The organism is Mesorhizobium sp. WSM3860, assembly GCF_002294995.1.
In the GTDB taxonomy this organism is placed as follows: domain Bacteria; phylum Pseudomonadota; class Alphaproteobacteria; order Rhizobiales; family Rhizobiaceae; genus Mesorhizobium.
Map to the genome: position 1 here is coordinate 139,452 of NZ_NSGF01000014.1, position 15,524 is coordinate 154,975.

The window sequence follows — 15,524 nt, forward strand, 5'->3', positions numbered from 1 at the left end:
GGTAATGCGTGTGAACATAAAGAGAACAAAAGCAGTTTCCTGTCAAGCCGGCGAGCGGGGGGATGAGAACATCTGCAACCAGTCACAACCATGGGGTTTGAACGGTTGCGGCGGCGTGCTCCCCTTGGGGGTTGGCCGCAAGACCAGGGGGAGGGGCGCGAAGGTTGTCGAAGCCGGGACCGAAGCGACGCGCGAAGACCCTGATTGATACGCCTTTCGATGAATGATTGATAATGTAATTGCCGGGCCCGGCGCGAAATCGATTTTGCGGTGCAGGGCCTATTGCAAGCCCGTTCTGCCGGTGATTTGCTGTTCCTTGCGCCTGGCACGACGGCGGTTGAGGGGCCGCCCCGTTTCTCGCTCCATGGGAGAATCCTGTGAACCCTCGGCAACTGAATTTCGCCAGTAGTGTCGGGGCAAAGCCAGTCCCCATCCACGAGATTCCTTCTTCATTTCCGCTCGCGGGCCCCCGCTCGCTGAGCCGATCGAAACCGCCATAGGCGAGGCGCAAGCCGGGTGGAAGGCGATGCTCGAAAAATCAAAAACAACTGGGAGGAATCGATGCTTCATCAGGTAGGGAAAACGGAAACCCGTCCGCCGGTCGGGGCAGTGCGCCGCACTCCGCCGGCGCTTCGCCAGTGCTGCGACAACTATATCTGTCCGACCTGCGACCAAGTCGTCGAACTGACGGATTTCCGCCAGGTCGTCTGGCATCAAAGGCCGGGCCACCGGCCGATGGAAATGGATGACTGAGCGGACCTGCCGGAAACAAAAAGGGCCCGCGCCTTCCAGAGGGGTGCGCGGGCCGAAGCTGGAGTAGCCATTCGATAAACGCGCAGCCGGCGCACCGGTTGCGCCTGGCAGATCAGCCGCCGTTGGCCGGAGCCGGGGCTGGAGCCGGTGCGGCCGGCGCGGGTGCCGGCGTCGTCGAGGGTGCCGCAGGCGTCTCCACCTTGGGCGCCTCGACCTTGGGCGCATCGACCTTCACGTTGACATCCGTCGATCCGCCACCGCCGGTGCGGCCACCGACATCGATGATGCCGGTAAAGAACAGCAGTGCCACGATCGCGATGATCGCAAGAACGATGGCCACGGCTGTGCCGGCGCCGCCCCCGCCACTGGTGTTTACAACTGTAGGTCTGTCGGCCATGGATTCCTCTCCTCTGCCGATTGTGATGTCGTGGCAACGGCGCCGAAGCTGGAATGTTCCTGCTTTCGGGCCACGGTCCCTTGTCAGGCGGGACCTGAGGCCGCACCTCTGAACGCAGAGGTCCGAATGGGCGATTTTTGGAAACAAGTAGGCCCACAACTCATTGGGGCACAACCGTCGAGTAACGTCCCTTCATCGGCGGTTTGAAAGTGGAGTTGCCCGCCATTTCCTGCGATGTGGCGGGCAACTCCCACAATCCTGCAGTCCGGCGACATCCTCGCGAACCTGTGCGCCGCGCTTCTGCTGACAGCATTGATCGCCGGCATCGTTCACAGGCGTGCGCGACGTCGTTTCAAACCTTGCCTGCCGCTCCGCTCCATCTCAGCGCGCGCCGCACGCTGTCGCCAAAACGATGATACAGGACTGCAGGCGGAACCCGGCCGCCGGTCACGCCGTTGACTTCCGCGAAGGGATCCTTTGGGCGGAGGCCGCCATGGACAGCTTCGAACTCATCGATCTTCTCTGCGTCGTCGACGCCTGCGCCAGCGATGGCGCGGCTGGGCGCCTTATCTCAATGTCGAGAGCCGTCGAGGAACTGCGCGTCTTGACGGGGGACTTCGTCTCGTCCGACGAAGCGGCGGCGAACGCGTTGAGCCAGGTGGCGCTGCAGCGCGGCTGCGCCGTGTTGTTCGACGAACAGCCGGGCGCCGATATCGTCGGCGAGTTCTGATTTCTTCTCGAGGAAGAGCGGCGCTATTTCACCAGGGTAATCATCCTGCCGGCATACATCTCGCGATTGCCGAGCTCGGCCGCGCAGTCGGATTTCACCGCCGAGTTTCCGGTCATCCCCACGGTATTGCCGACCAGCCGCAGGCAACTGCCCTGCGCATTCATGTCCGAATTGCCGGCATAGGAGATCGCCGCGTCGGGAGCATAGATGAAGCCGCTGACCACCGAGCCGGATCCGCCGTTGAGCGTCAGCGCCGAGGTGTTGCCCTTAGCCTGGAAGATGGTGATGCCCGCATAGGGGCCGCTGGTCGGCGGCGAGAGGTTCACCTGCTCATTGGCATTGATGTAAAGCTGCGAGCCTTCCATCAGGAAGATCGTCACGCCCTGGCCGGTGAGGATGCCATTGCCGCCGGGCTTTACGGTGACATTGCGCAGGATGTAGATGCCCGGACTAAGCGTGATCTTCCCTGACCAGGTCTTGTCGCAATAGGTGCCGGGCGAGAGCGTGATTGTCTTGCCGTTCGGCATCGGTTGGCACATGCCGTAGGCGGGCGGGGTGATATTGGCCAGCGGGTCGAAGGATGCGTACTGGTTTTCGAGCGGTGCGCCGCACGAGAGTGTTGCGTTGGGCGGCGTCAATCCCGAGGTCGAGCCGACCGTCGAGACGCATGCGGCGCTGACCACGGCCGAGCCGCCGCGGTTGACGGCGCCGGCCGCGTCAGAGTTTGCGGCGATCACGCAGCCGTTCATCGCGACATTGGTGGAGCCCTGCAGGTTGACGGCGGAGCCGACATGCGGATCGAGCGCCAGAACGCACGCCTGCGCCCCGGGTTTGACCTCGACGGAGGCGGAGCGGGTCGCCTGCCAGGCCGGCGCGCCGCTGATGAAAGCCGCATGGCTGATGCTCGACGACAGCGAGATGGTGTAGCCGCTCGGATCGCCGCTGGCCGCTGCCTGGAAGGCCCCGACGCTGCCCGCATATTCTCCGGCGTCGGCGACGCTCATATTGGCTGCGAAGAAAGTCAGGCCGAACTGGCGCAGATCGCCGGCCGACATGGTCGGTTGGTATTTGGTGCCCACCGCGAGCCCAGCCGCGTCCAGCGAGTTCTGCAGTTGCGCGGCGTCGTCGCTCGTGCCGGCCACGTCGACGGCGCCGGCCACGACAAGCATCAGCGGCACCATGGCGATTGCGGTCGCCAGCGCGAAATTGCCGCGCGTCGAAGCCCAGAACCGTCTGATCATGGCAGCACCCTCGCCGGAAACGGCAGAGAAACTACTCCAAGCCGTCTCTACGACCGATTTCCGAAAAAGATAAAATGCAGCAAAAGCTAAAATCGCTGGTTTATCCGCAGCTTGACCTTAGGTCTTATATTGTGTGGGACCTAAGTCTTAGTCGTGGCCGCGCAGGGCGGTAAATATGCATACAAGGGTCTGAAAATCGCAAGTCGAGGAATAAAATTAGCCATTCGTTTATCGCCGGGTGTTGAACGTGGTGGCTGGGATAGCTTGGGCGCGCTCGGCCATGAACACATTCGGTCGCATCTTCAGACAATTTGTCTCCCGCCGCCAGCGAAGCGGCGAGAGCGGCAATGTTGCGACGATCTTCGCGCTCACCCTGCCGATCGTCGTCGGCGGGGCGGGCCTCGGCGTCGAGACGTCCTACTGGTACTATTCGAGCCTGAAGCTGCAGGCGACGGCCGACGCCGCCGCCTATGCCGGCGCGCTGGAGAAGATCGCGGGATCCAACACCGCGGCGATCACGACGGCCGCCACCCAGTCGGCGACCGACAACGGGCTGGGCGGCGGCACCATCACCGTCCACACGCCGCCGACCTCGGGGCCGAACACGGCCAACAAGGCGGTCGAGGTGATCCTCAACCAGAACCTTGACCGGATGTTCACCGCCATTTTCTCGCAGAGCAAGGTGCCGGAGCAGGCGAGGGCGGTGGCGCTCATCACCGATGGCGCCTATGCCTGTAACACGGCGCTCAATCTGTCGGCCTCCCAGGCGGTGAGCATTTCCGGCAACACCAGCCTTAAGCAGGTCGGCTGCGTCATCAATGCGAATTCGACCGCCGCGGATGCCATCAAGGTCCAAGGGTCGGCAACTCTCCAGACCGACTGCCTGATCGCGGTTGGCGGCGTTTCGCTTAGCACGACGCCCACGATGGTCTGTAAGTCTCCGATCACAGGGGCCTTGCCTGCGGCCGATCCTTACGCTGACCTGCCGACGCCTGCAGCCTCGAGCCAGTGCTCGAAAGTGAACGGCAGCAAAACGTCGCAAACGCTCCAGCAGGGCACCTACTGCAACGGCATGGACCTCAAGGGCAACGTCACGCTTTCTCCTGGCGTCTATGTCGTCCAGGGCCCCTTGAAGATCAACGCCAACGCGGTCGTCTCCGGAACGGGCGTGACCATCTTCATGGCCGGCAGCAACACCGTCAGCATGAACGGCAACGCCACGGTGACGCTGAGCGCGCAGACATCGGGCACCTATTCCGGCGTGCTGTTCTACGGCGACAGGACCGGCACCAACGCGTCGAACACCTTCAACGGCACCGCGAACTCGCTCTTGACCGGCGCCATTTATTTCCCCAAGCAGCAGGTCAGCTATCTCGGCAACTTCTCGGGCACCGGCGGCTGCACTCAGGTGGTCGCGGACACGATCCAGTGGTCCGGCAGCACCACTATCAAGCAGGACTGTACGAGCCTTGGAATGAAGAACATACCGGCGGCGCAGTCGGTTGCGATCGTCGAGTAGCGGCATGGAGCCAACGGCTATCCGCTTCCGCAAAAACCGCTCCGGCTCGGCTGCGGTGGAATTCGCGCTCGTATTGCCGATGCTGTGCGCCGCGCTGTTCGGCATCGCCGATGGCTGGTCCTATGTCACCAACTCGATGGCGATGCGGGCCGGCGTGAAGACGGCGGCGAACCTGCTGCTGGCCGGCGCAACCGATGACAACGCCGTCCAGGCCGCCGCGCTCGCCAGCTGGCAGAAAAAACCCGCCGATGCGGCCATCGTTGTCACCCGCAGCTACAAGTGCGGGACGACCGTGGTCACTTCGACCACCGTCTGCGCGGGCTCGAAGCTGCCTTCGGTCTTCGTCCAGATCCAGGCGTCGGGCACCTGGGTTCCGCCGTTCACCTTCGGCGTCTTCCCGGGTAATAGCGCGCTCGGCCATCAGCAGGTGGTCCGTGTTCGCTAAACGAAAAGCCAGGGTATTTGCCAGCAACGCCTCTGGCGGCGCCGCGATCGAGTTCGCGCTGATCGTGCCCTTCCTGATCATGCTTCTGTTCGGCATTTTCGCCTTCGGCTGGTCGATGAACAACGAGTCCAGCGTGCGCTATGCGCTCGAGGCCTCAGCGCGATCCCTGCAACTCGACAGGACGCTGACCCAGGCCCAGATCCAGACGATCGCGACGCAGAAACTACAGGCGCTCGGCTTGCAGAACGTGACCGTCACCATCACCACCGACCCGCCGAGCGGCGGCTTCAAGATGGCGCATGTCAGCGCCAGCTATGCCTTCGTCATACAGTTTCCTTATTTCAGCGATTATCCGATCAACTATTCCACCACCGTCACCGTGCCGCTGATCAGCAGCTGAAGCACGTCCCCGAAACTTGGAATCCGCTTCGGGTCAAAGCACGCTAAGATTAACAAGCCGAGCGGTTCGAAAGATCGCGACACGCTTCAGGACGTGCCGGGGGAAGAATATATAAGTATATACATGGGATCCCCGTAGCCGGACTTCGCCAATCGCGCTCCAATCGCCGGTGCTGACGGCTCCCGTGCGCGGGCACCCGAACCATGCCACACAGCTACGAAAATCACATGTATAAACAAGGGCATTGTATCCCTCGACGGACGCTGGCCGCATAGCGTTGGGCCCATGGTCCGACGGGGGATAGGCCTTCATTGTTCCAGAGGACGGACCTAGCCTCGGCCCATTTATTTATTCAATGATTTCAGTATGTTAATAGATTTTCAGCCAGACGGACGGAGCTTCTTCTGCGGATACTCTCTTGCCGCGACCGAATTTGTCTAAAAGTTACTCCAAGCCGTTAGGGAAATCTCATATGACGCGATCTAGCGGTTGGGCATTGGTGGCGATTCACCTGCGGAGAAACATGATGACAATCCGGAAAACACTTTTGGCTTCGCTTGCCATTCTGGCGCTCGCGGCTGCTCCCGCGCTTGCCGGAGCCGGCGGCAATGGCGGCGGCAACGGCAATGGCGGCAGCCATGGCGGCGGCAATGGCAATGGGAATGGCGGCGGCAACGGCAACGGCGGCGGAAATGGCAACGGCAACGGCAAGGGCCAGAGCGGCAACAGCGGCGCCTCGCACGGCAAGTCCGCATCGGCGAAGGCCGCGAAGTCGCAGGTCGACGACGTCGCTGACGACACGACGGACGATACCAACACGGCCGCGACGCCGAAGGAAAAGAACATCCATGCCAAGCTCGGCCGGCTGAACTCGCTTCAGCGCAACATCAACGCCTACATGAATTCCAAGAGCAAGAAGTTCGCGGGCATTCAGGCTTATGTGACCCAGGCGGCCGTAGCCCAGAACGCGCAGGCCAAGCTTGACGCGGCAAACGCGAAGCTGGCCGCCGACCAGACCCAGCTCGGCACGCTGACCCAACAGCTCGCCGACCTCAATGCAACCGACACGACCAACATGACGACCGAGGAAAAGGCGGCTTTCGATGCGCAGGTCGCCGACGTTCAGGCGCAGATCGACGCCCAGAACGCCGCGATCGCCGCTGACACCCAGGCGGTCACGGATGCCCAGGCAGCGGTGACCGCCAACCCGGCCCCCGACGACGCCACGCTGGACGCCGCCCTGCAGGACATGGCCAACAAGCCGGTCGATCAGCAGGTGACGGACTGGGCCAAGGACGTGCTCGCCGACAAGATCGACCAGGCGGCCGCGGCGACGTCGACGCCGTAAGGCGCGCACGCGGCGAACCTGCCGGAGTGAAATGGCATGCCGCCGGGGCGACCCGGCGGCATTTTTGTTCGGCAATGCATTGGCTCGATGCCAACAGACCAGAGCGAATCCTGGTTGTCGCAATTGAGCGAGCGGAAACGCCACGCCGACGCACAGGCGGAATACAAAAAAGGGCTCGCCTTTGAGGCGAGCCCAAATAGCAAAAGCCGAGGTGGTCAGACGGCTTCTACCCGCGCCCGAAAGCTAACATGCGCGGTCTGCCGACCGAATAACATTAGTTAAGGAATGGCTAAAAATCCCTCGGCGTCTGCACCGCTGCAGCCGTTCGTCGGTTTTGGTCGGTGTTGTGCCAGGCGTCTGGAATGGTGGCAGAATCGACGCGGTAGCGCGACCCGGGTGGTGATCGAAAATCTAGCGCGCCGAACGAGTTCGCCGGGAGCTGCGTGGTCAGCTCCCGGCCCCCGGTTGCCACCCCCGAGATCTCGTTATAAATGTCGTATTACGATATAACAGCCGGCGTTGGAATGGGGCGCGAGCAATTTCTTTTGCAGCCGCATCTGCAGGCCCGGGGAAGGACTGCTCCGCCGGCGCCGACCCTTGCCGAGCCCTTTTGCCTCGCCTGACGCTGTGCGCAATGCACACCAAAACTTTGCTGCCTTGTGGCTAATATGCGTTGCGGTGTGTAGACTTAACGGGTGAGGGATTTCACAGGGCATTGGGAGGACAACAAAATGCCACGGGTTTCGGAGCTTTTCTTCAAGACGGCCATCGTCTTTCTCATCCTGGGCATAGCCGCCGGGCTGCAGATGGCGATTTCGGGCGACCACGGCGCCTTTCCGGCGCACGCCCACATCAACCTTCTCGGCTGGGTGACCAGCGCGATCTTCGGCGGTTACTACGCGCTCAATCCGGCCAAGGCCGAGCGCCGCATCGCCATGATCCATTATGGTCTCTACACGGTTGGCCTCGTGATCATGCTGCCGGCGCTCTACTGGATGCTGGCCGCAGGCCATCCGGAGATCGAGCCGGTCGTGGCGATCGGCTCGCTGATCGTCGCCGCCGCGGTGCTGACCTTTGCCTTCATCGTCTTCTCGTCCGCGGAGACGGTGCGCTCGGCCACGGTCGCTCCGGCGCGGTAACCTTGCACCAAGAGCGCGTCGCCTGAACCGGCCCAGTGCGACGCGCTCAATTGCTCGACATCCTGTGGCGGAGCAGGGAGCGAAGCGACACGGCGCAGACTCCAGGCCGGAGGCTCAGAGCGTTATCACGGTGCAGAATTCTGCCGCGCTGCGTTCCTCAGCGAGGTCACGGCATGGATTTTTGGCTCTTCGCTGCGCTTCGCGTCGCTACCCCAAAAAGATAACGGCGTTGGGGGCTTCGGCCGAACGCTGAGCCGACCTACGGCAGCAGACTCGGAAAGAGCCGCGAGATCAGCGCGTGGACGTGCCGTCGCGCTCGAACGGGCCGGGCAGCTTGGCGGGGGCGCCGGCGTCGCTCGCCTTGCTCTCGTCCGTGGCCCGGCTTTCGGCTTGCACGAGCCACAGCACGGCCACGAAATAGCCTGCCTGCAGCACCACGCCCGCCAGGAACGTCCAGCCAAGCGACTCCCAGACGGAGCCGGTGGACATGAAGGTCCATCCGAGAACCACCAGAAGCGTTGCCGTCATTCCCACAAGAAACTGCGGAAAATACATTTGCCCAACCGAGCGCCGCGACCAGTTAGGGTCTTCGACGATCTCGCCCCATTGCTCTACCCATTTTGACCCTTGCACCTTTTCCGCCAGGATCGCAAGACTTCACGCAGACCCCTTGCCATAGGTCTTAATTCTGGCCCGCCGAAGGACCTATGTCTCAGGAACCAAACCGAGGCCGATTCCGTTCCCTCGCGGCACGATGATCAGGAGTAGCTAATGGACCGCAGCGTCTGCCAGGCGCGGTGGCTCCTTGCGCCTGCCTTCGGGCAGTGCATCGCCTTCGCCGCCGCCGCAATGCTGCCGAGCTGAACCCCGCTGGGGTTGCCGCAGTGCCCCACCGCCGAGCACGTCCCATCATCGGCAGGAGGCCGCCGCTCCGCGTTTCCGCGAAAAAAGTGGAGGGTTAGCTTTGACAGCCCCATTCGCCGCGATGACGGCGCGGCCGGCTATGTGTTGGACGAATCGGCTATCGGGATTGGGGCCTTGGCTGCACCAGCCTTATGTCGAAAGCGTCGGGCAGGCTAACGTGCGCCAGCGCCTTGACTGATCCCGTTGTCATAGCATCCGGCGGCAAGAGAATGACCATCTTTGCCTCGCGATCCGGCCAGAGTGGCCTGCCGCCTGCGAAGAACACCAGCGCCACAACGCACATCAGAAGAAGGGCGGCGAACATGTTCGCAATGATCTCGCCGAGTTGCATGCGGCACCCCCAAAAGAAACACCCGCCGCATCGCAGGCAGCGGCGGGTGCAACAACAACCGACGATGAAGGGACCCATGCTCGCCAGTCGCGAGTCAAACAAGATAATCGCCTGTATGTTTCGGGCGCGGGACCAATGCGCTCCGAAACCGGACCTCAGTCCCACGGTTCTTGATGCGTGTTGCGGCGCGGGCGGGCGATAAAGCTTTGCGGCAACGGTTGGACGGGCTTCCCCGGCTTCGGGGAGGAGGTTCGGTTTGCGCCCGCGTTACCGATGTTCAGGCGTTGCCGACCAATCGCCTGCGGCTGAAGCGACCGCAGCATCATAAAGAAAAAGCCCGCCATGCCTTGGGGCACAGCAGGCCTCTTGTCGGAAAATGCTGTCTGGATCAGGCCTCCAGGATCACGACGATCCTATAGGTGTCCGGATCCACGATCACGATGCGCCCGTCGGCCAGCACGAAATACTCATAGGTTTCGTAAGCCGGGACGATCTTGACGATGCGGGCCGGCAGGCGATGCAGCCGGATCTTTTGCCGCGGAACCTCGACGCCGACCGAGATGTCGAAGCTGACATCGCGAACCGGCTGCACGTTGGTCTCGTGGATGATCTGCGTGATCTGCGTCCTCTGCTCGACCGTCACATTGGTGATCGAGGCCGTCTTGTCCTGGTCGGTCTGGACGGTGCCCTGAGCGTTCTGCTCAGTGGTGGTACCGGTCTTGCCCTGAGCGTTCTGCTCGGTCTGCAGCTTGGTGGTGCCCTGGGCGTTCTGCTCGGTGGTGGTGCCGGTCTTGCCCTGAGCGTTCTGCTCGGTCTGCAGCTTGGTGTTGCTCTCAGCATTCTGCTCCGTGCTGGTGCCGGTCTTCTCCTGGGCCTGCTGTTTCTTCTTCAGCGTGGTGTTGTCCTGAGCGTTCTGCTCAGTCTGCATCTTGGTGCTGCCCTGGGCATTCTGCTCAGTCTTGGTGCCGGTCTTGCCCTGCGCCTGCTGCTTCTTCTTCAACTGCGTATTGTCCTCGGCGTTCTGCTCGGTGCTGGCGCCTGCCTCACCCTGGGCATTCTGCTCGGTCTTCATCTTGGTGCTGCCCTGGGCATTCTGCTCGGTCTGAGACTTCATCTTGCCCTGGGCTTGCTCGCCAGCGTTGCCGCCCTTCGGGCAGTCGGCCTGGCCGGCGGCACAATTATCGCCGCCGCTCGGCTGCACGGATTCGGTCTGCGCCATCGCGGCGCCGCAACCGACGCCGAGCGCGATCATGCTCGTGATCAGAAGATGTTTCATCTGATTTCTCCTCGGAAAGTCGGTCCCTTCGCTGGTTAAACACGACTTGGAAGGCATTGTTCCGAGATTGTTTTGCCAAGCGGCGGCGGCGTTCTTGCGCCGGCGGATGCGCAGATTTTTGCAGGAACAAGCCTTGGTCCCCGGCGTTAGGACGTTGCCGATCGGCTGTGGAAAATCGCAGGCGCAGCAGAGGAGGCGATTGACCATACACAAGGAGACGACCATGAAAATGCACCTCACCACCGCCGCCGCGGCCCTTCTGCTTCTCGCCGGCGCTGGCGCCGTCGCTGCGCAGGACACCGTCGTGATCGCGCCCGAGCAGGAAACCGTCATCAAGGAATATGTTCAGAAGCAGCCGCTGGCTTCGGTGAAGGTTCCCGGCGTTGAGCTGAACATCGGCAGCACGCTTCCCGACACGGTCGAACTGCACGAAGTGCCGAACGTCAAATATCGCTATGTCGTGGTCGATAACCGAACCGTGATCGTCGACCCCGGCACGCGCAAGATCATCAAGGTGATGGATTAACCGATAGCGTAATCGGCCGAGCGGACGGCCCGTCGCCGGTCACGGCGGCGGGCCGTTAACGGAAAATTATTAATTTACGATATCCTAACGGAACCTTTGACCCACGCTCAAGTTGGGCGCTTTGGGTCAAACCTGTCTCATGGACAACACAAACCAGTGGCAAAGCAGATTCGGGCGGCGGCAAACAGGCATGGGCAGGGGCGAGGAGGACTAGTTAACATGTCGAAACGAGAAATCGGAACATCCCGCTCGCTCGGGATGCGCGTCGCCGAGTTGCGGGCCAGGATGGAAGACGCCCACATCACCGCACATGAAATAAAGACCTTCCAGAAGGTCGCAGCTATAATGGGGGGCGGCGATGGCTCCCTACGCATCGATGCGGACGATCTGATCGCCGCATCTTTCCTCACCGAGTCGTGCGAAGCTTCGCTGAACTGACAGCGCGTCCCGTCATCGATGTCGACTGGCTGCCGTCCAGCACTGGGCGGCAGTGAGCGGCGCTACGCCGCTTAGCGCCACAAAAGCCTTCGGCCGCGGGGCTTTTCGATAATGCTTGGTCCGATCAGACCGATGCCATAGGGCGTCGGACTTCAGCAGCCTGTCACGCCAGCGGCCATGGCCGGCGCTGCTGGCTTATGCTCCTGGCCTTGACGCGCCTGATCTTGGCTTCGCGTAGCGCGGTGATTGGGTCGACGCCGGTCCATAGAATGCCGGCCTTCTGAGCGAATGCCACGAAGGCCTGCCGCGCTTCCCCGAGTTTCCTCTCTCCTGTCCGCGCCGCCTCACAGGCCTGCACGGCCGCGGCATAACAGTCGCCGCGCATCGCCGGCGGCCATTCTTTGAGGAAATTCTGCATCGCCGCCAGGGAAGGGATCTCGCGCTTGAAACCGGCCCCGACCGCGATCGCCACCGGCGCCCGGAGCGGCATGTCGCTTGTGATGTGAACTGCCGTCATGGCGGGCCTTTGCTTGTCGAATTATTCAATTCAAACAATGCGAAGCCGCCCCGGCGGTTCCGCCGGCAAAAATCAATTAGGCGCCGCTGACGGAACAAGACCCTGATGCAGGCGTTTGCCCCGGGAGCTCCTATGTTCGACCTGCCAGGGTTTCCGCGACGGCGGAGGCGGGCGGAGCTCGCCAACACAACAGGAGACTTATGATGAAACACACCCTTATTCCTGCTGTTGCCGGCCTTGCTCTGATCGCCGGCATAGGCTTTGCCGCTGCGGACCAGATCATCGTCACGCCGGAGCAGCAGACTGTTGTCAAGGAATATGTCCACAAGCACCCGATCGCCTCGGTCAATATACTGGGGCTGGAACTGGGCGTCGGCTCGACGGTGCCTGACACGGTCGAGCTGCGCGAGGTGCCGGACGTTCAGTACAGATATGCCGTGGTCAATGATCGCACCGTTCTGATCGATCCTGGTACACGCAGGGTCATCCACGTCATCGAGTGATCTTACACGTGCTTACGAGCCCCGATCCTCCCGCCATGCCGGCGGGGGGATACCGGCTCCTAGAGAGGAGTCGCAGCCATGCATCACCCCCATGTCGAATCAGTCGACTGTGCAAAGGCGGTCGACCAGCTTCTGGCCGAACGTCGCACTGGCCTTTTATCGATGAAGGAAGCGATTGGCCTGTTGCGCAGGCGCACCGGAACCGAACGCTCTGACGCCGATTTAGCCGCGTTGATTACAAAGAAGGCGGCGTATCTGGGCGTCGCTATGGTCTCCGACGTGCACTGAAGAAAACGCTGCCGAAGTTCAGGCACCTACGCGTCGCTGCGCAAGACGCCACCGGAAAATTCAGCTAATGTTTCCGTAGGGGAGCGGCCCCACTCAAAGGAGGCGACAGTGACGGACGACAGGCAGGAACGCATTCGCCGGCGGGCGCACGAGATCTGGGAACAGGCCGGCCGGCCGGAAGGGGCGCATATGGAGCACTGGGATCAGGCGGCCGCCGAGATCGACGCCGAAGTAAAGCCGAAGTCCAAGGCCGCGCCGAAAAACACGGCCGCCGCCAAGCCGAAGGCGGCGAAGGCTGAAACACCCGCTAAAGCCCCCGCCAAGGCCCCCGCCAAGGCCAAGACTCCTGCCAAGCCCAAAGCCAAGGCCTGATTCCAGCGGCCGTTCCGCCGCTGCGATCCCGACAATCGACGAGGATGTGGCAAGCCCGCGCCCGAACGTTTTAGGGCGCGGAGGTTGAGGCTGAACGGCTATCGCCTTCCTTGCTTCCTGGCGTATTGCGCAACGGCGCAGAGGAAAGCGAGCGCGGCGGTATCGCAAGCTGCCCGCGACGGCGACGGACCCTTGGCAAAAAGCACTGCGTCGGCGATCGGAATCGTCAGCCCATGCTTCCGGGCGAATGAGGTGACTTCGTAAGGCTGATCGTCGGCTGGTGCGCCGATGTCGATTTGCTGGTCGATCAAACGAGTTCCTCCCTGGTACGCAACTATCCCTGCCTTCGCCCGAAAGGAATTAACTACCGGCCGCTCGCCCGCGTCCACCAATTGGCAATTGTGTGAAACGATACATTTGTCGAGGTGCATCCGAAAGTAGCAAAAGGGAGTTCTCTGCACCCGGCGCGGGCGGATACCGCTCCGTCGCCGCGCTCGTTCGCGGCTCCGCTGCTCGTCGCATTCGGTTGTCTTCCTCCGCGAGGAGGAAGTCACTCACTCCCAAGCATCGCTCGATTTTGCAAAGCGCACGCCCGCCGCAGTCATCGCGCACTCGCATTCGCTGATCAGCCTGAGGTTCCTCACATATCGCGCGATCGTTTCGGGCAGCCAGGCCGCGCAGGCCTCGACATAGGCGCGGCCGTGCACCAGCGTGCCGGTCGAAAGCCGGTCGTCCTTCTCGGCGATCACCTTCAGATATTGCCGGATGAAGCGGATGTCGTCGGCGATGTCCTGGCTGGCCATGCGCCAAGCGCCGGCCAGGCGTTCGCGCTCCGCGAGCGGCAATGGCCAGAGCAATGGGCGGGAGAGGTCGGCGAAAGCGGCATGGTTCGCGGTGTTCAAAGAATATCCCTCAACGAAGGGCAACATCGTACTTTATGTACGAAAAGTGGTCAAGCACGGTTCGTACAATTTGAACGATAACTTACTTGGACCGTCGCATGAAACCGTCGATCTCGATGCGCGCTTCGTCGAGCGCCTTGCCGAGGACCAGGTCCACCATCTCGCTTCTGTCCGGCTGAAGCAGTTGCAACCCTTTGCGCAGCGCCTCACGCCATGCTTCGCCCCGGTTCCACGCTTCCGCGAAGGCATGGGCGAGGTCGTCTTGCCGGCGCGTGGTCTCGAGCGCCTCGACCAGCAGGCTCGCCTGATGCAGGTCCTTCTCCCGCTTCGCAGCAGCGCTTCGCTCGCGTCGCGCCGCGACGATCAGCTTGTGGACCGCAAAGCGTTCGGGCGAGGGGACTAGGACCGGCACCCCGGAGCGGTGGAGCAGCACTGCCCGCACCGGGTCGCGGATCAGGAAATCGAGGAAGCGCAAGGGCTGCGCCGAGGCGCCGCCCAGCGACGGCATCGGGCTGGCATGGTCGGCATGCTCGTCGCTGCCTCGGTTCGGGGTAAGGAATTCTATCCGGTAGCGGGAAGCATTCTCGAACTGCGTCGTGCGCCCGGCATCCGTCCGGTGCGGGATTTCCCGGAACGTCGGGTCGACCGCCTTCAGCACCTCGATGAGCGGCGGCATGCTGTCGTCGACTTCGGCCGAGACGGAATGGAACTGGGCAAAGTCGGCATCGCCGGTCTGCAGCGCGGCTCCCGGCAGTTTGACGCCGAGATGTCCTGCATAGGTCTGGAAGGCGACGGTGCCGACGAGCACCGCGCGCAGGCGGAAGAGCCCGGCCTTTTCCAGCGCCTCCACGACGTCGCCACTGAAACGATCGGGCGCCGCCAGGCCGGCGTCGCGCACCAGCGTGGAGACCAGCCTGCGGCGAGCCCTGAGATCGTCCTTGATCTCCTTGAAGGCCGCGACCCTCTTGGCGATCTCGGGATCCTCGGCCGGGCCGACATAGCGCCTGGACTTTTGCGGCCGCGTCTCCTCGAAATACCAGTAGTCGCGCCCTTTTACCGGCACGCGCACGAAATTGCCCGCGGTCGAGAAATCGGTCTCGAAGGAGGCATCCAGGCTGCGCTGCACGAGCTCGGCATAGAGGGTGCGATAGGCGAGATCGATGGTCTTCATGGCCGCTCCCAGCGCGCCCGCAGCGTTATAAGAACTCTGCAGTTTTCTTATAACTGCGCCTCATTCGGCTGGATTTCAAGAGTGTTATAAGAAAATTGTGGAAATCTTATAACGGCGGCATCTCCTCGTCGACCGGCCAGCCGGCCGCGGCGCAGTTCTCGCTCTATGTGATGGGCACGGGCGACCACATGGACGAGATCTATGGCTGCATAGACTTTCTGAGGCAGTCCGGCGTCTTCGAGGGCTCCAAACATTTCTGCACCAAACTGCGCGGCCGGCGCCACCGGCACCATGGACAAGGCCA

21 protein-coding genes and 1 pseudogene are annotated in these 15,524 nt (G+C 62.3%); 13 read left to right on the plus strand and 9 right to left on the minus strand.

Features of this window, described 5'->3' with window-relative positions; translation table 11 throughout:
• The first annotated feature begins 516 nt into the window (after nucleotides 1-516).
• Nucleotides 517-753, plus strand: a complete 237-nt coding sequence (locus CK220_RS21575) for a hypothetical protein (protein WP_095813467.1) — start codon at nucleotides 517-519, stop codon at nucleotides 751-753.
• Nucleotides 754-865: 112 nt separating this feature from the next.
• On the opposite strand, the gene CK220_RS32280 is transcribed toward CK220_RS21575, so the two are convergent.
• Nucleotides 866-1,150 carry a hypothetical protein gene (locus CK220_RS32280; protein WP_210201440.1) on the minus strand — a complete coding sequence of 95 codons (285 nt, stop codon included), beginning with the start codon at nucleotides 1,148-1,150 and terminating at the stop codon, nucleotides 866-868.
• Between the two features lie 493 nt (nucleotides 1,151-1,643).
• On the opposite strand from CK220_RS32280, the gene CK220_RS21585 reads away from it, so the two are divergent.
• Nucleotides 1,644-1,880, plus strand: a complete 237-nt coding sequence (locus CK220_RS21585; RefSeq protein WP_095813508.1) for a hypothetical protein — start codon at nucleotides 1,644-1,646, stop codon at nucleotides 1,878-1,880.
• 23 nt (nucleotides 1,881-1,903) lie between these two features.
• Here the strand turns inward: CK220_RS21585 and CK220_RS21590 are convergent, their stop codons facing one another.
• Nucleotides 1,904-3,121, minus strand: coding sequence for a TadE/TadG family type IV pilus assembly protein (locus tag CK220_RS21590; protein ID WP_095813468.1), 1,218 nt, complete (start codon nucleotides 3,119-3,121; stop codon nucleotides 1,904-1,906).
• A gap of 280 nt (nucleotides 3,122-3,401) precedes the next feature.
• Here CK220_RS21590 and CK220_RS21595 point away from each other — a divergent pair, with 280 nt between their 5' ends.
• The 5 genes from CK220_RS21595 (at nucleotide 3,402) to CK220_RS21620 (ending at nucleotide 7,972) form a co-directional block, all read left to right on the plus strand.
• Nucleotides 3,402-4,640 (plus strand): pilus assembly protein TadG-related protein, encoded by a 1,239-nt coding sequence (locus tag CK220_RS21595; RefSeq protein WP_095813469.1) that lies wholly within the window; start codon nucleotides 3,402-3,404, stop codon nucleotides 4,638-4,640.
• Nucleotides 4,641-4,644: 4 nt separating this feature from the next.
• Nucleotides 4,645-5,085 (plus strand): TadE/TadG family type IV pilus assembly protein, encoded by a 441-nt coding sequence (locus CK220_RS21600; protein WP_095813470.1) that lies wholly within the window; start codon nucleotides 4,645-4,647, stop codon nucleotides 5,083-5,085.
• The gene (locus CK220_RS21605; protein ID WP_095813471.1) at nucleotides 5,075-5,485 is read left to right on the plus strand and encodes a TadE/TadG family type IV pilus assembly protein; all 411 of its coding nucleotides are present in this window, start codon (nucleotides 5,075-5,077) and stop codon (nucleotides 5,483-5,485) included. Before CK220_RS21600 ends, CK220_RS21605 begins: the two co-directional genes overlap by 11 nt.
• 526 nt (nucleotides 5,486-6,011) lie before the next feature.
• On the plus strand, nucleotides 6,012-6,833 hold the full coding sequence (locus CK220_RS31545) for a hypothetical protein (protein ID WP_141245194.1): 822 nt from the start codon (nucleotides 6,012-6,014) through the stop codon (nucleotides 6,831-6,833).
• Between the two features lie 731 nt (nucleotides 6,834-7,564).
• A complete protein-coding gene (locus CK220_RS21620) occupies nucleotides 7,565-7,972 on the plus strand; it encodes a hypothetical protein (protein ID WP_095813473.1) in 408 nt (135 codons plus the stop codon).
• A gap of 291 nt (nucleotides 7,973-8,263) precedes the next feature.
• Here the strand turns inward: CK220_RS21620 and CK220_RS21625 are convergent, their stop codons facing one another.
• The 3 genes from CK220_RS21625 to CK220_RS21640 all read right to left on the minus strand — a co-directional run bounded on the left by CK220_RS21625 (nucleotide 8,264) and on the right by CK220_RS21640 (nucleotide 10,503).
• Nucleotides 8,264-8,527, minus strand: coding sequence for a hypothetical protein (locus CK220_RS21625; RefSeq protein WP_095813474.1), 264 nt, complete (start codon nucleotides 8,525-8,527; stop codon nucleotides 8,264-8,266).
• 466 nt (nucleotides 8,528-8,993) lie between these two features.
• Complete coding sequence (locus CK220_RS21630) at nucleotides 8,994-9,227, minus strand: polymerase (RefSeq protein ID WP_095813475.1); 234 nt, start codon at nucleotides 9,225-9,227, stop codon at nucleotides 8,994-8,996.
• A 388-nt stretch (nucleotides 9,228-9,615) separates the two neighbouring features.
• Nucleotides 9,616-10,503 (minus strand): DUF1236 domain-containing protein, encoded by an 888-nt coding sequence (locus CK220_RS21640; protein ID WP_095813509.1) that lies wholly within the window; start codon nucleotides 10,501-10,503, stop codon nucleotides 9,616-9,618.
• A 223-nt stretch (nucleotides 10,504-10,726) separates the two neighbouring features.
• Between CK220_RS21640 and CK220_RS21645 the strand changes: the two genes are divergently transcribed.
• Nucleotides 10,727-11,029 (plus strand): DUF1236 domain-containing protein, encoded by a 303-nt coding sequence (locus CK220_RS21645; RefSeq protein WP_095813477.1) that lies wholly within the window; start codon nucleotides 10,727-10,729, stop codon nucleotides 11,027-11,029.
• A gap of 219 nt (nucleotides 11,030-11,248) precedes the next feature.
• Nucleotides 11,249-11,467, plus strand: a complete 219-nt coding sequence (locus CK220_RS21650) for a hypothetical protein (protein ID WP_067001044.1) — start codon at nucleotides 11,249-11,251, stop codon at nucleotides 11,465-11,467.
• Between the two features lie 163 nt (nucleotides 11,468-11,630).
• Here the strand turns inward: CK220_RS21650 and CK220_RS21655 are convergent, their stop codons facing one another.
• Nucleotides 11,631-11,984: a DUF982 domain-containing protein gene (locus tag CK220_RS21655; protein WP_095813478.1), complete on the minus strand. Its 354-nt coding sequence runs from the start codon at nucleotides 11,982-11,984 to the stop codon at nucleotides 11,631-11,633.
• Between the two features lie 203 nt (nucleotides 11,985-12,187).
• Between CK220_RS21655 and CK220_RS21660 the strand changes: the two genes are divergently transcribed.
• From CK220_RS21660 to CK220_RS21670, 3 genes are all read left to right on the plus strand, one after another.
• Nucleotides 12,188-12,487, plus strand: a complete 300-nt coding sequence (locus CK220_RS21660; protein WP_095813510.1) for a DUF1236 domain-containing protein — start codon at nucleotides 12,188-12,190, stop codon at nucleotides 12,485-12,487.
• A 78-nt stretch (nucleotides 12,488-12,565) separates the two neighbouring features.
• On the plus strand, nucleotides 12,566-12,775 hold the full coding sequence (locus tag CK220_RS21665) for a hypothetical protein (RefSeq protein ID WP_095813479.1): 210 nt from the start codon (nucleotides 12,566-12,568) through the stop codon (nucleotides 12,773-12,775).
• A gap of 108 nt (nucleotides 12,776-12,883) precedes the next feature.
• Nucleotides 12,884-13,147, plus strand: coding sequence for a DUF2934 domain-containing protein (locus CK220_RS21670; protein ID WP_095813480.1), 264 nt, complete (start codon nucleotides 12,884-12,886; stop codon nucleotides 13,145-13,147).
• Nucleotides 13,148-13,245: 98 nt separating this feature from the next.
• Here CK220_RS21670 and CK220_RS21675 read toward each other — a convergent pair whose 3' ends face one another.
• The 3 genes from CK220_RS21675 to CK220_RS21685 form a co-directional block, all read right to left on the minus strand.
• Entirely contained in the window at nucleotides 13,246-13,458 is a 213-nt protein-coding gene (locus CK220_RS21675) for a hypothetical protein (protein WP_067001092.1), read from the minus strand.
• A 243-nt stretch (nucleotides 13,459-13,701) separates the two neighbouring features.
• A complete protein-coding gene (locus CK220_RS21680) occupies nucleotides 13,702-14,049 on the minus strand; it encodes a hypothetical protein (protein ID WP_141245195.1) in 348 nt (115 codons plus the stop codon).
• Between the two features lie 82 nt (nucleotides 14,050-14,131).
• Nucleotides 14,132-15,220 (minus strand): GSU2403 family nucleotidyltransferase fold protein, encoded by a 1,089-nt coding sequence (locus tag CK220_RS21685; protein ID WP_095813482.1) that lies wholly within the window; start codon nucleotides 15,218-15,220, stop codon nucleotides 14,132-14,134.
• A gap of 122 nt (nucleotides 15,221-15,342) precedes the next feature.
• Here CK220_RS21685 and CK220_RS21690 point away from each other — a divergent pair.
• Nucleotides 15,343-15,492: pseudogene (locus CK220_RS21690) on the plus strand (YkoF family thiamine/hydroxymethylpyrimidine-binding protein); the annotation flags it as partial.
• Nucleotides 15,493-15,524 lie beyond the last annotated feature (32 nt).